We start from the raw sequence: 16,954 nt of genomic DNA on the forward strand, positions 1-16,954 counted from the left end.
ATCCAGCCCGCACGGGCTGATCTCCCGCCTGCGGCTGCCTAGACTGGGTGTTCCTTCCATCCATCCTTCACAGGGAAACATGACCATGGCACAGCACTCCATCGACGGCAAGGTGGTCCTCATCGCCGGCGGCGCCAAGAACCTTGGCGGCCTGATCGCCCGCGACCTCGCCCAGCACGGCGCCCGCGCGGTCGCCATCCACTACAACAGCGCCGCGAGCAAGGCCGATGCCGACGCCACGGTGGGCGCCATCCGCGCCGCGGGCGCGCAGGCGGTCGCGATCCAGGCGGACCTCACCACGGCCGGTGCGGTCGAGAAACTGTTCGCCGACACCATCGCGGCCGTGGGCCGGCCCGACATCGCCATCAACACGGTGGGCAAGGTGCTCAAGAAGCCGTTCGCCGAGATCAGCGAGGCCGAGTACGACGAGATGGCCGCCGTCAACGCCAAGTCCGCCTTTTTCTTCCTCAAGGAAGCGGGCCGGCACGTCAACGACAACGGCAAGGTCTGCACCCTGGTGACCTCGCTGCTGGGGGCCTTCACGCCCTTCTACGCGGCGTACGCGGGCACCAAGGCACCGGTGGAGCACTACACCCGCGCGGCGGCCAAGGAGTTCGGCGCGCGCGGTATCTCGGTGACGGCCGTGGGCCCGGGCCCGATGGACACGCCCTTCTTCTACGGCCAGGAAGGCAGCGACGCGGTGGCGTACCACAGGACCGCCGCCGCCCTCTCGCCCCGTTCGAAGACGGGCCTGACCGACATCGAGGACGTGGTGCCCTTCATCCGCCATCTCGTGAGCGACGGCTGGTGGATCACGGGCCAGACGATCCTGATCAACGGCGGCTACACCACGAAGTAATGACACCCCCCTGCGCCGCTGCGCGGCTTCCCCCCTCCGTGGCGCGCCTTCGGCGCTTCGAGGGGGGACGGCATCTCGGGCCGGCGCAGCCGGACCCTGGATGCCTCTGGACGATACCAACCCCGCTGCCGTGGGCTAAATTCGGTCCATGGACAAGCTTGAGCAGTACCGGGTGTTCGTTCAGGTCGCGGAGATGAGCAGCTTCATCAAGGCCGCGCACGCGCTGGAGCTGCCGCGCGCCTCGGTGTCGGCGGCCGTCCAGCAGCTCGAGGCCACCCTGGGCACGCGCCTGCTGCACCGCACGACCCGGCAGGTGCGGCCCACGGCCGATGGCCTGCAGCTGCTGGAGCGTGCGCGCGCGCTGCTGGCCGAGGCCGAGGACATCGACCAGCTGTTCCAGGCCGGCCAGCGCAAGGTCTCGGGGCGGCTCAAGGTGGATGTGCCCAGCCGCATCGCGCGCCGGCTGGTCGCGCCGGCCCTGCCGGGCTTCCTGCGCCGCTACCCCCGGCTGCAGGTGGCGCTGGGTTCGACCGACCGCGCCATCGATCTGGTGCAGGAAGGGGTGGACTGCGCGGTGCGCTTCGGCACCCTGCAGGACAGCAGCCTCGTGGTGCGCCCGCTCGGGCAAGTGGCGCTGATCAACTGCGCCAGCCCCGACTACCTGGCCGAGCATGGCGTGCCGGCGCAGCCCGACGATCTGGCGCGAGGGCACTGGGCGGTGGGCTACGCCTCCGCCTCCAACGGGCGCGAGCTGGCCTGGGAGCTCCCGCCCTCGGCCCGGGCGCTGCAGGTGCCCAGCCGCGTGCTCGTCAACAACGCCGAGAGCTACATCGCCTGCTGCGCGGCGGGCCTGGGCCTGATCCAGATCCCGCGCTTCGACGTGCAGCACCTGCTGGACCGGGGCCAGCTGGTCGAGGTGCTGCCCGGGTTCCGCGCGGCGGCCATGCCGGTGTCGCTGGTCTACCCGCACCGGCGGCAGCGCTCGCGCCGGCTCATCGCGTTCATCGAGTGGTTCGAGGGGCTGATGCAGCCGCACCTCGACCGCTGATCAGGCCGCCAGGCGCGCGGCCGCCGCGTGGCGGCCGACCGGCCGCTCCAGGCCGAGGTTCTCGCGCAGCGTGCGGCCTTCGTAGGCGGTGCGGAACAGGCCACGGCGCTGCAGCTCGGGCACCACCAGGTCCACGAACTCGTTGAGCGAGGCGGGCAGCACCGGCGGCATCACGTTGAAGCCGTCGGCCGCGCCGTTCTCGAACCATTCCTGCATGCGGTCGGCGATGGTCTGTGGCGTGCCGATCACCACCCAGTGCCCGCGCGCACCCGCCAGGTATTCGTAGAGCTGGCGCACGGTGAAGCGCTCGCGGCGCGCGAGCTCGATCACCACGTGCGCGCGGCTGTTGATGCCCTTGGGCGGCTCGGGGTAGTACGGCGGCGGCGCATCCAGGTTCCAGCGGCGCAGGTCTTCGCCGGGCCAGAACGGCACCAGGGTGGAGAGGCCCACCGAGGGGTGGATCAGCGCCTGCAGCTCGGCCCATTTGGCCTGCGCCTCGGCCTCGGTGCGGCCGATCACGGGCGAGATGCCGGGCAGCACCAGCAGCTGCTCGGGCCGGCGGCCGTACTTGGCCATGCGGCCCTTCACGTCCTGGTAGAAGGCCTGGGCTTCGGCCAGGCTGGTCCAGGCGGTGAAGATGGCCTCGGCGGTGGCGGCCGCGAGTTCCTTGCCGTCTTCGGACGAACCGGCCTGCACGATCACCGGGTGGCCCTGCGGCGAGCGCTCCAGGTTGAGCGGCCCCTTGACCTTGAGGTGCTTGCCGATGTGGTTGAGCTCGTGCAGCTTGGCCGGGTCGAAGTACACGCCGGACTCGCGGTCGCGCACGAAGGCGTCGTCCTCGAAGCTGTCCCACAGGCCCTTGACCACGTCCACGAACTCGGTGGCCTTGGCGTAGCGCTCGCCGGGCGAGGGGTGCGCGTCCAGGCCGAAGTTGCCGTGCACGCTGTCGTTGCTGGTGGTCACCACGTTCCAGGCCGCGCGGCCCTTGCTGATGTGATCCAGCGAGGCGAACTTGCGCGCGAGCAGGTAGGGGTCTTCGTAGGTGGTGGACGCGGTGGCGACGAAGCCGATGTGTTTCGTCACCGCCGAGAGCGCGGCCCACAGCGTGACCGGTTCGAAGTGCGAGATGCGGCCCTGGCGGCTGAAGGACTCGTCGTCGCCCGTGCCCCAGATGCCCGGGCTGTCGGCGACGAAGACCTGGTCGAACAGGCCGCGCTCGGCCGTCTGCGCGACCTCGATGTAGTGGTCGATGTTGGTGCCCGAGTCGATCTGCGAGCCCGGGTGGCGCCAGGCGGCGACGTGGTGGCCGGTGGCCATGATGAAGGCGCCAAGGCGCAGTTGTCGTTTGCTCATGCGGGTGTGCTCCCAGTGGATCGAGCCCGCCAATCTAGGCGCGCATGCGGCCCCGAGGAAGGAAACAAACCGCATATCCATAGCCGTTCTGATTCGTTGCGGCAACGCAGCATGCGGCCTAGCATTCATGCACCGGTGTTGGAAACGACTGGTCCGGCCGATGCGGGGATGCAGAGAACCCTGGTTGTCTCCTGGGGGGAGGATTGCATCGGCCGGTTTTTTTTTGGAGCGTGACCCTGGCTCAGATGTTTGGGCAATTAAGAAACAAAAAAACAATGGTTTGTGTGTTGAAGCGGCGCTTTTAGAGTGCATTCCAACTTCACACCAAGGGTCTCCAACATGACGGTTGCCATCGAATCCCCCACGCTGCTCGACGCCCTGGACGCCATCGGGCGCGACGCCCAGGCCCGGGGCCTGCCCTACGCGGGCGGCATCCCGCCCGAACTCGCCTGGTCGCTGGTCTCGGCCGGCGAAGCCCGGCTGGTGGACGTGCGCAGCGCGGAAGAGCGCAAGTTCGTGGGCCATGTGCCCGACAGCCTGCACGTGCCCTGGGCCACGGGCACCAGCCTCACGCGCAACCCGCGCTTCGTGCGCGAGCTCGAAGCCAAGGTGGGCAAGGAAGCGCGCGTGCTGCTGCTGTGCCGCAGCGGCAAGCGCTCGGCGCTGGCGGCCGAGGCCGCCACCAAGGCCGGCTTCACGCAGGTGTTCAACGTGCTCGAAGGTTTCGAGGGCGAGATCGACGCGCAGCAGCACCGCGGCGGTCAGGACGGCTGGCGCTTCCACGGATTGCCATGGGTGCAGGACTGATGGCCGACGCGCACCTGTTCGACCTGCAGCAGGTCGTGCGCGACCTCGCCGACGTGCGCCAGCGCTGGCGCACCGCGCAGAAGCGCTCGCGCGAACCGGGCGGGCGCGAGCTGCCTTCGCGCGACGCGCTTGGCAATATCCTCGACGGGCTGCGCGGCGCGCTGTTCCCGATGCGACTGGGCCCGCCCGACCTGCGCCAGGAGAGCGAGGACTTCTACATCGGCCACACGCTGGATGCCACGCTGCATGCGCTGCTGGGCCAGGTGCGGCTGGAGCTGCGCTACCAGCACCGCCACGCGGGCGGCACCGACGAAGCGGCCACCGAACAGCAGGCGCGCGAACTGGTGCGCGACTTCGCGCACTCGCTGCCCCGGCTGCGCGAGCTGCTCGACAGCGACGTGGTGGCGGCCTACGAGGGCGACCCCGCCGCGCGCAGTGTGGACGAGGTGCTGCTGTGTTACCCCGGCATCCAGGCCATGATCCACCACCGTGTGGCGCACCGCTTCTACCAGCTGGGTGTGCCGCTGCTCGCGCGCATCGTGGCCGAACTCGCGCACGGCGCGACCGGCATCGACATCCACCCCGGCGCGTCCATCGGCGCGGGCTTCTTCATCGACCACGGCACCGGCGTCGTGATCGGCGAGACCGCCGTCATCGGCCAGCGCGTGCGCGTGTACCAGGCGGTCACGCTGGGCGCCAAGCGTTTCCCCACCGATGAGAACGGCCACCTGAGCAAGGGCCTGGCGCGCCACCCCGTGGTGGAGGACGACGTGGTGATCTACGCCGGCGCCACCGTGCTCGGGCGCGTGACCATCGGCCGCGGCGCCACCATCGGCGGCAACCTGTGGGTCACGCACGACGTGGCCGCCGGCGCCAACCTGAGCCAGGCCCGATCGCGGGAGGTCACCGCCAGCCCCTGATCGACCGCCACCGAGCTTTCCCCGCCCTTCCCCCTTCGCCGCGTCGCTTCGGCCGCACGCGTGGGGCCTTCTTTTGCCTTTTTTCAACCACCGAGCCACGGAGCCTTCATGTCTGACCCAACCCCCTCGCAACTGGCGCTGAGCGACAACGCCGCGCGCCAACTGGCCAATGCCACCAAGACGGCCCCCGTGCTGTCGACCATCAGCCCGCGCTGGCTCACGCATCTGCTGCAATGGCAGCCGGTGGAGGCCGGCATCTACCGCCTCAACAAGGTGAAGAACCCGCAGGACGTGGAGGTGCTGTGCGCCAAGCGCGACGAGAGCGAGCTGCCCTCGACCTACGTGGACTACGAAGACCAGCCGCGCGAGTACTTCCTGAACGCCGTCTCCACGGTGCTGGACGTGCACACCCGCGTGTCCGACCTCTACAGCAGCCCGCACGACCAGATCAAGGAACAGCTGCGCCTGACCATCGAGACCATCAAGGAAAAGCAGGAAAGCGAGCTGATCAACAACGCCGACTACGGCCTGCTGGCCAGCGTGCACCCGGACCAGATCGTCTACCCGCTCACCGGCGCGCCCACGCCCGACGACCTGGACGAACTGCTCACCAAGGTGTGGAAGGAGCCGGCCTTCTTCCTCACGCACCCGCTGGCCATCGCCGCCTTCGGCCGCGAGTGCACGCGCCGGGGCGTGCCGCCGCCCACCGTGAGCCTGTTCGGCTCGCAGTTCCTCACCTGGCGCGGCATCCCGCTGATTCCGAGCGACAAGGTGCCCGTGGCCGATGGCAAGACCAAGATCCTGCTGCTGCGCGTGGGCGACAAGCGCCAGGGCGTGGTGGGCCTGTACCAGCCGGGTCTGGCCGGCGAGCAGAGCCCGGGCCTGTCGGTGCGCTTCATGGGCATCAACCGCAGCGCCATCGCCTCGTACCTGATCTCGCTGTACTGCTCGCTCGCGGTGCAGACCGAGGACGCACTGGCCGTGCTGGAAGACGTTGAAGTGGGCAAGTTCCATGACTATCCAGACACCTACAAGTGAGCGGCCGCCGGCCGGCCTGCCCGACCTGGCGGCGCTGAACCAGCTCGCGGGCGCGTTCTTCGCCGCCCTGCCCGGCTCGCCGCCCACGCTGCCCACCACCCCATTGGGTGGCGTGCCGGCACCGGTGAACGTGTTGCCTGGCGGCAGCTCGCTCGGGCCTTTGGCCCAGGGCCCGCAGCTGCCCGGCACGCTGGCGCCCGGCGCGAACCTGGCGCCCACCTCGCCACAGAGCGTGCTCTCGCTGGGCGCGTCCGCGCCTTCGCTGGTGCCGCACTCGACCGCGCCCAACGGCCTTCCCGACCACGCCGCGATCGTGCCGCCCGCACTCGACGGCCGCGTGGGCACGCAGGCCCTGGGCGTGCCGCCCTCGGACCGCGTGACCGCGCAGTCCTTCGGTCTGCCGGGCGCGGACGACCTGCGCGAGCTGCTCGCCACGCCACCGCGCCACAGCGCGGCACCGGGCCACGCCCCCACCGACACAGCGGGCGCGTTCTACTTCACGCAGGGCCTGCAGACGCCGCAAGGCTTCGCCACCCAGGCGCCGCAGGCCGACGCGGCGCGCCACCCGCCGTTCGACGTGAACGCGGTGCGGCGTGACTTCCCCATCCTGCAGGAGCGCGTGAACGGCCGGCAGCTGGTGTGGTTCGACAACGCGGCCACCACGCACAAGCCGCAGTCGGTGATCGACCGCATCGCCCACTTCTACGAGCACGAGAACTCCAACATCCACCGCGCCGCGCACGCGCTGGCGGCCCGCGCGACCGACGCCTACGAGAGCGCGCGCGAGAAGGTGCGCGCCTTCCTGGGCGCGTCGTCGGTGGAGGAACTCATCTTCGTGCGCGGCGCCACCGAGGCCATCAATCTGGTGGCGAAAACCTGGGGCGCGAAAAACGTGGGCGCAGGCGACGAGATCATCGTCTCGCACCTGGAGCACCACGCCAACATCGTGCCCTGGCAGCAGCTCGCTGCCGAGAAGGGCGCGGTGATCCGCGTGATCCCGGTGGACGACAGCGGCCAGGTGCGGCTGGACGAGTACCAGAAGCTGCTCAACAGCCGCACGAAGATCGTGGCCGTCACCCAGGTCTCGAACGCGCTGGGCACGGTGGTGCCGGTGCGGGAGATCGTGGCGCTGGCGCACCGCGCGGGCGCGAAAGCGCTGGTGGACGGCGCGCAGTCGGTGAGCCACCTGCGCGTGGACGTGCAGGCGATCGACGCCGACTTCTTCGTGTTCTCCGGCCACAAGGTGTTCGGCCCGACCGGCATCGGCGTGGTCTACGGCAAGCGCGAACTGCTGGACGACATGCCGCCCTGGCAAGGCGGCGGCAACATGATCGCGGACGTCACCTTCGAGCGCACCGTGTTCCAGCCGCCGCCCAACAAGTTCGAGGCCGGCACCGGCAACATCGCCGACGCGGTGGGCCTGGGCGCGGCGATCGACTACGTGCAGCGCATCGGGCTGGAGAACATCGCGCGCTACGAGCACGACCTGCTGGCCTACGCCACGCACCACCTGCAACCCATTCCGGGCGTGCGCCTGATCGGCACCGCGCGGGACAAGGCCAGCGTGCTGTCCTTCGTGCTGCAGGGTTACAGCACGGAGGAAGTGGGCCAGGCGCTGAACGAGGAAGGCATCGCGGTGCGTTCGGGCCACCACTGCGCGCAACCCATCCTGCGGCGCTTCGGCGTGGAGGCCACGGTGCGGCCCTCGCTGGCGTTCTACAACACCTGCGAAGAGGTGGACCGCTTCATCGCGGTGGTGCGGCGGCTCAGCTCGGGCCGGCGGCGGTAGCCCGAAGCCTCAGCGGCTGGCCACGATGAACAGCCGCGGGAAGGGCAGCAGCACCGTGCCATCGGCCAGCGCGGGGTAGGCCTCGGTGATGGCGGCGAGGTAGCGGGCGAGGAAGGCCGCTTTCTCGCCGCCGTCCAGCGGTGCCAGGTAGGGCCGCAGGGCCGAGCCCTTGAACCACTCCACCACCGCCTCGGGGCCGCCCGAGAGCGGGTGGAAGTAGGTGGTGCGCCAGACATCGACCGCCGCGCAGCGCGGCTTGAGCAACTGGTAATAGAACGCGGCGTCGTGCCGCGCGGGGTGCTTCACGCTCCCGATCTTGCTCGCCCAGGGCCCTTGCGCCGCGACCTCGCGCGCGAGGCGGTGCGCCGGCTCTTCAAGGTTGTCGGGCGTCTGCACGGCCAGGCTGCCGCCGGGCGCCAGCCGGCTCAGCAGGCGCGGGTAGAGCGTGGCGTGGTCGGGCAGCCATTGCAGCGAGGCGTTGGCCAGGATCACGTCGAACGACTCGACCGGGCTCCAGGCCTCGATGTCGGCGAGTTCGAAGCGGATGCCGGGCAGGCGCTCGCGCGCCGCGGCCAGCATGTCGTCGGAGCTGTCCAGGCCCGTCACCCGGGCCTGCGGAAACCGGTCGGCCAGCACCTCGGTGGAATTGCCCGGGCCGCAGCCCAGGTCGATCGCGACCTGCACGCCGCGCGCCGGCAAGGCGGCCACCAGGTCGCGCACCGGGCGCGTGCGCTCTTGTTCAAAGGCCGAGTAGGTGCGGGCGGACCACGTCATCGTGTGTGCTCTCCATGGGTGGGATCGGCCTCCATTGTGCGCAGGAAGCCATGCCCCTGGCGAAGACCGAGTATCGATCTGCGAAAAGCGCATTGGCGCGGATGCGGGCGCCTGCCTACGCTGCCGGGTTCGCCGTCATTCGACGGCCTTTCAACCCAAGGATGTTTGCATGAACTCGAAGGTGCTCCAAGTCACCGCCCTCTCGCTGGTTTCCCTGGTCGCCGCGGTGGCCCCCGCCCTGGCGCAGACGCCGGCCTACCCCACCAAGCCCATCACCCTGGTGGTGCCCTACCCGCCCGGCGGGCCGAACGACACGATCGCCCGCGCCCTCGGGCCGGAGCTGGCCAAGGCGCTCGCGGTGCCGGTGGTGATCGAGAACAAGCCGGGCGCCGCCGGCAACATCGGCACCGGCCACACCGCCCGCGCCGCGGCGGACGGCTACACCATCGCCCTGCCCGGCTCCGCGCTGTCGATCAACACCGTGATCTTCGACAACGCGCCTTACAAGATCGGCGACTTCCGCGCGGTCGGCATGGTGGCGCAGGGCCCGGTGGTGGCCGTGGCCCACCCGTCGCTGAACATCAAGACCATCGCGCAGCTGGTGGCCCACGCCAAGGCGAACCCGGGCAAGCTGTCTTTCCCCTCGGGTGGCAAGGGCACCTCACCCTACCTGGCGGGCGAGCTGCTCAAGAACACCGCGAACATCGACATGGTGCACGTGCCCTACAAGGGCACGGGCGAGTTCATTCCCGACCTGCTCGCGGGCCGGGTGCCGGTGGCCTTCGTGAGCCCGCTGATCGCGCGCCAGCACGTGGACACGGGCGCCCTGGTGCCACTGGCCACCACCGGCACCAAGCGCCTGCGCGGCTGGGAGACCCTGCCCACGGTCGAAGAAGCGGGCGTCGCCGGGTTCCGCGTGCTGCCCTGGTACGCCGTGGTCGTGCCCGCGGCCACGCCCACCCCCGTGGTGAACAAGCTCAACGCCGCGCTGCAGCAGGCCCTGGCCTCGGCCGAGATCCAGAAGAAGCTGGTGGACCTGGGCCTGGACGCGCTGCCCGGCACCGCCGACGACGCGCAGGCCGTGGTGGTGCAGGAAGTGCAGCTCTGGAAGAACGTGAAACTCAGCGACTGACCGTCAACGCCGGACCACCTGGCCGCCCGGCAGCACCGAGAAGGTCTCGAAATGCCGGGGCAGCACCTGCGCCGCCGCGGGTGCCACCCGGCGCACCTCTTCCTGGAAGATCTCGGCGTGCGCCAGCGCGCTGCTCTGGTCCGCGCCGTAGGGAAAGGTCTGCACGTCCCAGTGCGTGGCCACCACCACCTTGGGCAGGCCGGTGGCGCGCAGCAGGCGCTCGGTGTAGCGGAAGATCTGCAGACGCGGCCGGGCCGAGGGCACCAGCACGATGGACGGTGTGAGGCCCTGCACCTCGCGCTCGATGTAGTTCATGGAGCCGAACATCAGGATCTCGTGGTGCCGGAAACGCACCAGGTAGCCGAAGGTGCCGCCTTCGGAAAACGCCTTCAGCGGCAGCGGCCCCTGCAGGCCCTCGGGCACGATGCCGGCGTCGAAATAGCACTTGTCGCACAGGGCGGAATGCAAGCTGGGAATGACGCGGATCGAGAGCTCGCCGAAGTCGTAGTCCTCGCCACCGCGCACCGGCACCAGCTGCGGTTCGGCCACGCCGTAGGCGCGGGCGATGTTGGTGGCGCTGTAGGAGCCGACCACGTGCGCGCCGGTCTTCTTCGCGATGTGCGGCATGTCCATGCAGTGGTTGAAGTGCGCATGCGACAGCAGGATGTGCGTGGCTTCCTGGATGTGCCGGTCGATGGTCTCGGTGTCGCTGGGCACGATCTCGTCGAAGCTGTAGGCGGGGCGCTCGTCGCCCGGCGCGGCGTTCGCGGGCAGCATGCCGAAGCGGTTGCCGCTGTAGCGCAGGCGGGTGAAGTACGGGTCCAGCAAGACGGTGTGTTTGCCGTCGGTGATCTTCCAGGCCGCTGATCCGTAGTGGGTCAGCTCGATTCTTCCATCCTCGAAATAGGTGCGGTCAACGCTCACGAACAATCCTCGGCTTCTTGGGTTAAACCGGCCATCATGCGAGGCCTGCCCCTCGGTGCGCAAAGAAGGTTTTCGCGATTGCTTATGCGTTCGACGGCGATGGGAAGAAGCGGTTGTCGGGCCGGGGCAGGCCGAGGTTCTCGCGCAGGGTGCTGCCTTCGTACTCGCGGCGCAGCAGGCCGCGCTGCTGCAGCTCGGGCACCACGTGGTCCACGAAGGCGTCCAGCCCGCCGGGCAGCCAGGGGAACATCACGTTGAAGCCGTCGCTGCCCTCGGTGTCCAGCCATTCCTGCATCTCGTCGGCAATGGTCTGCGCCGTGCCCACGAAGGCCAGGCCGGCGTAGCCGCCCAGCCGCTGCGCCAGCTGGCGCACGGTGAGGTTTTCGCGCCGGGCCAGGTCGATGGTGCGCTCGCGCGTGCTCTGGCTCGCGTTGGTGGGCGGCACCTCGGGCAGCGGCGCATCGAGATCAAAACCCGAAACATCGTGGCCCAGCGCGATGGACAACGAGGCGATCGCGCTGTCGATGTGGACCAGGCCGTCGAGCCGCGCGCGGATCGCTTTCGCCTCGGCCACGGAATCGGCCACCACCACGAAGGCCCCGGGCAGCACCTTGAGGTGGTCGCGGTCGCGACCGATCTTTTCCATGCGGCCTTTCACGTCCGCATAGAAGCGCCGCGCGTTGTCCAGCGTGCCCGGGGCGGAGAACACCACTTCGGCCGTTTCGGCCGCGAGCTGGCGCCCGGCTTCGGAGGCGCCGGCCTGCACGATCACCGGCCAGCCCTGCACCGGCCGCGCGATGTGCAGCGGGCCGCGCACCGAGAAATACGGCCCCTTGTGGTTGAGCACGTGCAGGCGCTCGGGGTCGAAGAAGCGACCACTCTGCGCATCACGGACAAAGGCGTCGTCGGCCCAGCTGTCCCACAGGCCGGTGACCACGTCGTGGAACTCGCGGGCGCGCACGTAGCGCTGGTCGTGCTCCATGTGATCTTCAAGACCGAAGTTGCGCGCCGCGTCCGGGTTGCTGGTGGTCACGATGTTCCAGCCCGCGCGGCCGTGGCTCAGGTGGTCCAGCGACGCGAAACGGCGCGCGATGTGAAACGGTTCCTCGAACGTGGTGGACGCCGTGGCCACCAGCCCGATGTGGCGCGTGTGCTGCGCCAGGGCCGAGAGCAGCGTGAAGGGCTCGAACGATGTCACCGTGTGGCTGCGCTGCAGGGCCTCGATCGGCATGTTCAGCACGGCCAGGTGATCGGCCATGAAGAAGGCGTCGAAGCGCGCGGCCTCCAGGCGCTTGATGAGGTACTTCAACCGCTCGAAGTTGAAGTTCGCGTCGGCCCAGGCGCCGGGGTAGCGCCAGGCACCGGTGTGAATGCTGACGGGGCGCATGAACGCGCCCAGCCGCAGCTGGCGCCGGCTCATGCCTCGCTGCCTTCGATGTCCTCGCCCAGCTCGTGCAGCAGGTGTTCGACGAAGGCCTCCATCGGCGGCAGGCTCGGTGGCAACGAGCGGCCGGTGTGCAGCGGAAACCAGCCGCGCCGGCCCGCGCTCAGCCGCAGGAAGACCACGTCGGGCGACTCGCCCGCGTCGAACACATGCGGCACGCCCGCCGGCAGCCACACCCAGTCCCCAGCCTCGCACAACACACCGGTGAAGCCGGCCGAGGTGCGCACGCTCAGCAGCGCCGTGCCCTTCAGGAAGACGCAGGCCACGGCGTCCTCGCTGGTGAGTTCCTGAGGGCGCGGGTGCGCGCCGTCGTAACCCGGGTGGCTGAAGCGCACGCGCTCCGACACGTGCGCGCCGAGTTGTCGCCGCAACTCGACCAGCGCTTTCGCATGATCCACCACGGCATCGCCCGGCTCGGGCCCGTCCACCCAGCGCCCCCAGCGCACGCCCACCGACGCGGCGGCCGGGCAGGCAGCGCCTTCGCACACCGAAGTGGACAACCAGAGACCGTCGGCATCGAACGTCGCAACAGCAGCCATGCGGGCCAGTGTCCGCGCGCTCCGCCACCCACACAACGACGCATTCGGACTTAGCTCATGCGCTCAGCGTCTATGCGCACCCATATGCCCACAAGCCATAAACAAACTACTTCATAGTCGTTTGGTTATTTGGACGGCGTCAACAGAATGCAGTTTTGCATTTGAACAACCAGGAGCCTTCTCATGAGCAACACCACCCTTCGACTCGGCGACACCGCTCCCGACTTCACGCAAGACTCCACCGCCGGCCCCATCCACTTCCACGACTGGGCGGGCGACAGCTGGGTCGTGCTCTTCTCGCACCCGGCCGACTTCACACCCGTGTGCACCACCGAACTCGGCAAGACCGCCGCGCTCTCGGGCGAATTCGCCAAGCGCAACGTCAAACCCATCGCCGTCAGCGTCGACCCGCTGGACTCGCACGGCAAATGGGTGCTCGACATCAACGAGACCCAGAACACCACGGTGAACTTTCCCATCCTCGCCGATGCGGACAAGAAAGTCGCCACGCTCTACGACATGATCCACCCCAACGCATCGGCCACCGCCACCGTGCGCAGCGTGTTCATCATCGACCCCAAGAAAGTGATCCGCACCACGCTGACCTACCCCGCCAGCACCGGCCGCAACTTCGACGAGATCCTGCGCGTCATCGACTCGCTGCAACTCACCGACAGCCACAAGGTGGCCACGCCCGCCAACTGGAAAGACGGCGACGATGTGGTGATCGTGCCCAGCCTGCAAGACCCGGCCGAGATCGCACAACGCTTCCCCAAGGGCTTCAAGGCCGTGCGGCCCTACCTGCGCCTCACCCCGCAGCCCAACCGCTGAGGGTTCGCCGCATGTCGTCCTCACCCACCGTCATCATCATTCCCGGCTGGCGCAACTCCGGCCCGGGCCACTGGCAGACGCTGTGGTCCGACAGCCTGCCCTCGGTGCTGCGGGTGGAGCAGGACGACTGGGTGGCGCCGGTGCGCCAGTCGTGGGTGGCGCGGCTGAGCGAAACCATCGAACGCGCGCCCGGCCCGGTGGTCGTGGTCGCGCACAGCCTGGGCTGCATCACCACCACCCACCTGCCGCCCAAGATCGCGCAGCGCATCCAGGGCGCGCTGCTCGTGGCCCCGGCCGACCCGGAGCGCCGAGGCGTGCTCGCCGACTTCGCGCCCGTGCCCTACCAGCGCCTGCCGTACCGCAGCATCCTCGTGGCCAGCAACAACGACCCGTATTGCCCGGTGCGCACGGCCGGCGCGTATGCCCGGGCCTGGGGCAGCGAATTCGTGCGGCTCAACGACGCGGGACACATCAACGTGGACTCGGGCCATGGGGCATGGCCGCTGGGGTTGGCGTTGTTGCAGTCGTTGGGGGCGGAGGTGCCGGTGGGGGTTCGGCAGGTGTCTGAGGCGGCTTGACGAGATCGAACCGCCCCGGTTGTTGATATCCCGCTGAGCAACCACCAGCGTGCTCTGCCCGCCGGCCGCGACCGTGATGCTCACGTTGCCGGTGATCGCCCCCACGGTGCTGGCCGCCGCGCCCATGCCCTGGCTTTGCTGGTCCTTGCTCCGGTCCTGGCTGCCCCAGGCGACGCTGCCGTCTCCGAAGGAGAGGCCGCTAGTCTCCACCTCCTTGAAATCGCTCTGGCTGAAGCGGGTCTGTGCGGCCTGGATGCTCACGTCGCCCACGGCCGAGATGTCCACGCCCTGGTCGCCGATGACGCTGGAGCCCACAAGGGTGGCATCCTGGTCGCTTCGGATTTTCACCGTCTGGCCAAGGATGCGCCGGCCGGCGACTTGATCACCATGGTCGATGGCCCTTCGGCGTGATCTCGGTAGCTATGCCGCTCTCCACATCCAGCCGATACCACTGAGTTCCGATGCCCAGGTTCACCAAATCTACTTGGCACCCCGGTATCCACTCGATCAAATCAACCGGGTTGCCTTCCGGGTAGCGCGTCCCATCGGGCAGTCGCAGCACGAACTCAATGAACGGCTCGATACATCCAGGCAATCCATCTTCACGCGCAGCAGCTCGATGTCCCCTTCGGCGTTCAGGCTGGCGGTGTGCCCCGCGTTGACCTCGCTGCCCCGGATGACGATATCGCTGTCTTTCCCCTTACCGCTGGCGGTGATGCTCACGCTGCCGCCCGCGCTCACGGTGCTGCCCCTCGCCGTATCGCTGGTCTCCAGCGTATTGCTTTCGCTGGAGCTTGCCCCGATGCTGATGGAGAAGTTGACCCCACCGGCTTGTTGGGCGTTGCTGGCGTCCGGCTTGCTCGAGCCCTCCGCAGCCTGGTTCAACGCGTTGTTGACCGCAAAGACACTGTTGGCCACCGCCAGGCCCTGCATGCGGCCGTCCTTGGTGTCGTTGGCGGCCTCCATCTGGCCCGCGACACTCTGCATGGCCGTGAGCAGCGGCGTGCTTACACCCAGCGTGATGCCGCTTTGCTCGAGGGTTTCTTTGGTTTCCGTGCGACGGGTCTCTCGCGCTTCCGCGATCCGCACTTCCTGCGCATTGATGGTGATGTCTCCGCCCGGGGCCATCACGTCGGAGCCGACTTGGGTGTAGGTCTGCCCGGCGGTGATGTTCACATTCCCCGCAATGGCGCCCACCGTGCTGGCTGCGGCGCCCGTGCCCTGGCTTTGCTGGTCGCGGCCCTGGTTCTGGGTGCCCCAGGACACGCTGCCCTCGCCCAACGAGAAGCCGCTGGTCTCCACCTCCTTGTAGTCGCTCTGGCTGAAGCGGGTTTGTGCGGCCACGATGTTCACGTCACCCACCGCCTGCACGGTGACACCCTGGTCGCCAATGACGTTAGAGCCGACGATGCCCACGTCCTGGTCGCTGCGGATGCTCACGGTCTGCCCGCCCAGGCTGCTGGCCAGGGCGTCGGTGGTGCTGGCGGCGTTGCGTGTGGTGCTGCTGGAGCTGGAGAGCCAGCCGCTGCTCTCAACATGGTGGGCCTCGTCGTGGGCCTGGGTGCGTTCACCCGCTTCAATGAGCACGGAACCACCGGCCTGCAGGGCCAGGTCGCCATCGGCCTGCAGGTTGGCCGCGCGGGCGGTGATGCCACCGCCGGCTTGCAGGATGATCTGGCCCGCCGCTGTCACGGTGCTGCCGATCTCGATGCGTTCGGTCAGGCTGAGGTGGTTCTCCTCGTCCCAACGGGCTTCATCCCGGGCCTCGGTGTTGAGCGTGCTCAGGGCGATATCGCCCAGGGCTTGCAAGGTCGGGCATGTGAATGTCCGTGATCATCGCATCGACATGCATCGAGGCATCGTTCAAAAAACTCAAGGCGATCTGTCCGTTGGGGGCCTCAAGCACCTGGAACCCCTGCGTCATCAACACCGTGCGCACGTACTTGCGGCTGAAGTCCTCGTCGTCGACCAGCAGGATGGTCTTGCCTGAGTGCTTCGCGCAAGCCTCCATGGTTTTCGACTGGCTTTTCGACGAGGCGTGGGCGCGACACAGCACCTCGATCAACTCCTCTGGCGAGCACCCTTTCGAAAGAAATTCCTTCACCCCGATCCGGTCCAGCCTGACCCTGGCCGCATGGGGAGACTCCGATGAATGGGCCACGATGGTCAGGTTCTCCAACCCGGGGATGGCACCACGGCGCACCTTCTCGGCCGTGGCGTAGCCGTCCAGCTCGGGCATGCACAGGTCCAGCAGCATCGCGTCGTACTGCTGGGCGGCCACCTTTGCACAAGCCTTCCAGCTGCGCCCGGGCATTGCGCTGTCCGCCGCGCAGGTGGCCCGGCTCACCAGCGACATCGTCTGGCTAGTCGAACGCCCGGTCCTGATGCCCGACGGCAGCACCGTCATGGCCCTGGTGCCCCAGGTCTACCTCATGCCCCGAGAGGGCGACCTGACTCCCACAGGCAGCCTGCTGGGCGGGGCACAGGTCCAACTCGACCTCAGCGGCGACCTCATCCACGCCGGCACCATCGCCGGTCGCGACGTGGTTCAGATCACCGCCCAGAACATCCATCTGCTTGGTGGGCGCACCAGCGGCGAAACCGTCAACCTCAGCGCCCGAGAAAACCTCAACGTCATCGGTGGGCAGGTTGTCGCGCAAGAACAGTTGGGCCTGCAGGCCGATGGCGGCATCAACATCCGCAGCACTACCCAGACCACGGGCAACGCCTCTACGTCCTCCAGCCGCACCAAGCTGGACCGCGTGGCCGCGCTGTACGTCACCAACCCCGGCGGCACGCTGGTGGCGATGGCCGGTGGCAACCTCACCGCGCAGGGCGCGACCATTCGTTCCGAAGCCAACGTGACCTGAGCGGGATCGAGATCGCACACACCCTGCGTGCACGCCCCCGCCCTCGGG

General features: G+C 68.7%; 17 protein-coding genes and 1 pseudogene. 10 read left to right on the forward strand and 8 right to left on the reverse strand.

Annotation, left to right across the window (positions count from 1 at the left end; all coding sequences use genetic code 11):
* The first annotated feature begins 85 nt into the window (after positions 1-85).
* Both AC1Q9M_RS02555 and AC1Q9M_RS02560 read left to right on the forward strand, forming a co-directional pair.
* A complete protein-coding gene (locus tag AC1Q9M_RS02555) occupies positions 86-859 on the forward strand; it encodes an SDR family oxidoreductase (protein WP_382324189.1) in 774 nt (257 codons plus the stop codon).
* A 148-nt stretch (positions 860-1,007) separates the two neighbouring features.
* Complete coding sequence (locus AC1Q9M_RS02560) at positions 1,008-1,907, forward strand: LysR family transcriptional regulator (protein ID WP_492432266.1); 900 nt, start codon at positions 1,008-1,010, stop codon at positions 1,905-1,907.
* Here the strand turns inward: AC1Q9M_RS02560 and AC1Q9M_RS02565 are convergent, their stop codons facing one another.
* Entirely contained in the window at positions 1,908-3,260 is a 1,353-nt protein-coding gene (locus AC1Q9M_RS02565; protein WP_382324185.1) for an LLM class flavin-dependent oxidoreductase, read from the reverse strand. It abuts the gene before it with no gap.
* Between the two features lie 339 nt (positions 3,261-3,599).
* Here AC1Q9M_RS02565 and AC1Q9M_RS02570 point away from each other — a divergent pair, with 339 nt between their 5' ends.
* From AC1Q9M_RS02570 to AC1Q9M_RS02585, 4 genes are all read left to right on the forward strand, one after another.
* Entirely contained in the window at positions 3,600-4,067 is a 468-nt protein-coding gene (locus AC1Q9M_RS02570; RefSeq protein WP_291112364.1) for a rhodanese-like domain-containing protein, read from the forward strand.
* Positions 4,052-4,987: a serine O-acetyltransferase EpsC gene (gene epsC, locus AC1Q9M_RS02575; RefSeq protein WP_492432269.1), complete on the forward strand. Its 936-nt coding sequence runs from the start codon at positions 4,052-4,054 to the stop codon at positions 4,985-4,987. Before AC1Q9M_RS02570 ends, epsC begins: the two co-directional genes overlap by 16 nt.
* A 108-nt stretch (positions 4,988-5,095) precedes the next feature.
* A complete protein-coding gene (locus tag AC1Q9M_RS02580) occupies positions 5,096-6,025 on the forward strand; it encodes a family 2A encapsulin nanocompartment shell protein (protein ID WP_291112362.1) in 930 nt (309 codons plus the stop codon).
* On the forward strand, positions 6,000-7,814 hold the full coding sequence (locus AC1Q9M_RS02585) for a family 2A encapsulin nanocompartment cargo protein cysteine desulfurase (protein ID WP_492432271.1): 1,815 nt from the start codon (positions 6,000-6,002) through the stop codon (positions 7,812-7,814). The genes AC1Q9M_RS02580 and AC1Q9M_RS02585 overlap by 26 nt, the downstream gene beginning before the upstream one ends.
* 9 nt (positions 7,815-7,823) lie before the next feature.
* Here AC1Q9M_RS02585 and tam read toward each other — a convergent pair whose 3' ends face one another.
* Complete coding sequence (tam, locus tag AC1Q9M_RS02590; RefSeq protein ID WP_492432273.1) at positions 7,824-8,588, reverse strand: trans-aconitate 2-methyltransferase; 765 nt, start codon at positions 8,586-8,588, stop codon at positions 7,824-7,826.
* Positions 8,589-8,757: 169 nt separating this feature from the next.
* Between tam and AC1Q9M_RS02595 the strand changes: the two genes are divergently transcribed.
* On the forward strand, positions 8,758-9,720 hold the full coding sequence (locus tag AC1Q9M_RS02595) for a tripartite tricarboxylate transporter substrate-binding protein (protein ID WP_382324176.1): 963 nt from the start codon (positions 8,758-8,760) through the stop codon (positions 9,718-9,720).
* Positions 9,721-9,723: 3 nt separating this feature from the next.
* On the opposite strand, the gene AC1Q9M_RS02600 is transcribed toward AC1Q9M_RS02595, so the two are convergent.
* From AC1Q9M_RS02600 to AC1Q9M_RS02610, 3 genes are all read right to left on the reverse strand, one after another.
* Complete coding sequence (locus AC1Q9M_RS02600) at positions 9,724-10,644, reverse strand: MBL fold metallo-hydrolase (protein ID WP_492432275.1); 921 nt, start codon at positions 10,642-10,644, stop codon at positions 9,724-9,726.
* Positions 10,645-10,726: 82 nt separating this feature from the next.
* Positions 10,727-12,064, reverse strand: a complete 1,338-nt coding sequence (locus tag AC1Q9M_RS02605; RefSeq protein ID WP_492432277.1) for an LLM class flavin-dependent oxidoreductase — start codon at positions 12,062-12,064, stop codon at positions 10,727-10,729.
* Positions 12,061-12,627, reverse strand: coding sequence for a cupin domain-containing protein (locus AC1Q9M_RS02610; RefSeq protein ID WP_492432279.1), 567 nt, complete (start codon positions 12,625-12,627; stop codon positions 12,061-12,063). The genes AC1Q9M_RS02605 and AC1Q9M_RS02610 overlap by 4 nt, the downstream gene beginning before the upstream one ends.
* Positions 12,628-12,810: 183 nt before the next feature.
* Between AC1Q9M_RS02610 and AC1Q9M_RS02615 the strand changes: the two genes are divergently transcribed.
* Both AC1Q9M_RS02615 and AC1Q9M_RS02620 read left to right on the forward strand, forming a co-directional pair.
* Positions 12,811-13,458, forward strand: coding sequence for a peroxiredoxin (locus AC1Q9M_RS02615; RefSeq protein WP_382158746.1), 648 nt, complete (start codon positions 12,811-12,813; stop codon positions 13,456-13,458).
* An 11-nt stretch (positions 13,459-13,469) separates the two neighbouring features.
* Positions 13,470-14,036, forward strand: a complete 567-nt coding sequence (locus AC1Q9M_RS02620; protein ID WP_492432281.1) for an RBBP9/YdeN family alpha/beta hydrolase — start codon at positions 13,470-13,472, stop codon at positions 14,034-14,036.
* Between the two features lie 66 nt (positions 14,037-14,102).
* Here AC1Q9M_RS02620 and AC1Q9M_RS02625 read toward each other — a convergent pair.
* The 3 genes and pseudogenes from AC1Q9M_RS02625 to AC1Q9M_RS02635 all read right to left on the reverse strand — a co-directional run.
* Positions 14,103-14,432, reverse strand: a pseudogene (locus tag AC1Q9M_RS02625) (hemagglutinin repeat-containing protein); the annotation flags it as partial.
* Positions 14,433-14,543: 111 nt separating this feature from the next.
* Positions 14,544-15,845 (reverse strand): hemagglutinin repeat-containing protein, encoded by a 1,302-nt coding sequence (locus AC1Q9M_RS02630; protein WP_492432283.1) that lies wholly within the window; start codon positions 15,843-15,845, stop codon positions 14,544-14,546.
* Positions 15,790-16,293 carry a response regulator gene (locus AC1Q9M_RS02635; RefSeq protein WP_492432285.1) on the reverse strand — a complete coding sequence of 168 codons (504 nt, stop codon included), beginning with the start codon at positions 16,291-16,293 and terminating at the stop codon, positions 15,790-15,792. Before AC1Q9M_RS02635 ends, AC1Q9M_RS02630 begins: the two co-directional genes overlap by 56 nt.
* Here AC1Q9M_RS02635 and AC1Q9M_RS02640 point away from each other — a divergent pair.
* Entirely contained in the window at positions 16,274-16,906 is a 633-nt protein-coding gene (locus AC1Q9M_RS02640) for a hemagglutinin repeat-containing protein (RefSeq protein WP_492432287.1), read from the forward strand. The genes AC1Q9M_RS02635 and AC1Q9M_RS02640 overlap by 20 nt on opposite strands.
* Positions 16,907-16,954 lie beyond the last annotated feature (48 nt).

The organism is Hydrogenophaga sp. GW823-FHT04C09 (assembly GCF_058796355.1).

Coding starts and splice junctions, on each gene's coding strand:
- AC1Q9M_RS02635 (WP_492432285.1), bottom strand. CDS start 16,293: ATGCTGCTGGACCTGTGCATGCCCGAGCTGGACGGCTACGCCACGGCC.
- AC1Q9M_RS02610 (WP_492432279.1), bottom strand. CDS start 12,627: ATGGCTGCTGTTGCGACGTTCGATGCCGACGGTCTCTGGTTGTCCACT.
- AC1Q9M_RS02605 (WP_492432277.1), bottom strand. CDS start 12,064: ATGAGCCGGCGCCAGCTGCGGCTGGGCGCGTTCATGCGCCCCGTCAGC.
- AC1Q9M_RS02640 (WP_492432287.1), top strand. CDS start 16,274: ATGCACAGGTCCAGCAGCATCGCGTCGTACTGCTGGGCGGCCACCTTT.
- AC1Q9M_RS02620 (WP_492432281.1), top strand. CDS start 13,470: ATGTCGTCCTCACCCACCGTCATCATCATTCCCGGCTGGCGCAACTCC.
- AC1Q9M_RS02580 (WP_291112362.1), top strand. CDS start 5,096: ATGTCTGACCCAACCCCCTCGCAACTGGCGCTGAGCGACAACGCCGCG.
- AC1Q9M_RS02615 (WP_382158746.1), top strand. CDS start 12,811: ATGAGCAACACCACCCTTCGACTCGGCGACACCGCTCCCGACTTCACG.
- AC1Q9M_RS02595 (WP_382324176.1), top strand. CDS start 8,758: ATGAACTCGAAGGTGCTCCAAGTCACCGCCCTCTCGCTGGTTTCCCTG.
- tam (WP_492432273.1), bottom strand. CDS start 8,588: ATGACGTGGTCCGCCCGCACCTACTCGGCCTTTGAACAAGAGCGCACG.
- AC1Q9M_RS02560 (WP_492432266.1), top strand. CDS start 1,008: ATGGACAAGCTTGAGCAGTACCGGGTGTTCGTTCAGGTCGCGGAGATG.
- AC1Q9M_RS02585 (WP_492432271.1), top strand. CDS start 6,000: ATGACTATCCAGACACCTACAAGTGAGCGGCCGCCGGCCGGCCTGCCC.
- AC1Q9M_RS02570 (WP_291112364.1), top strand. CDS start 3,600: ATGACGGTTGCCATCGAATCCCCCACGCTGCTCGACGCCCTGGACGCC.
- AC1Q9M_RS02555 (WP_382324189.1), top strand. CDS start 86: ATGGCACAGCACTCCATCGACGGCAAGGTGGTCCTCATCGCCGGCGGC.
- AC1Q9M_RS02565 (WP_382324185.1), bottom strand. CDS start 3,260: ATGAGCAAACGACAACTGCGCCTTGGCGCCTTCATCATGGCCACCGGC.
- epsC (WP_492432269.1), top strand. CDS start 4,052: ATGGGTGCAGGACTGATGGCCGACGCGCACCTGTTCGACCTGCAGCAG.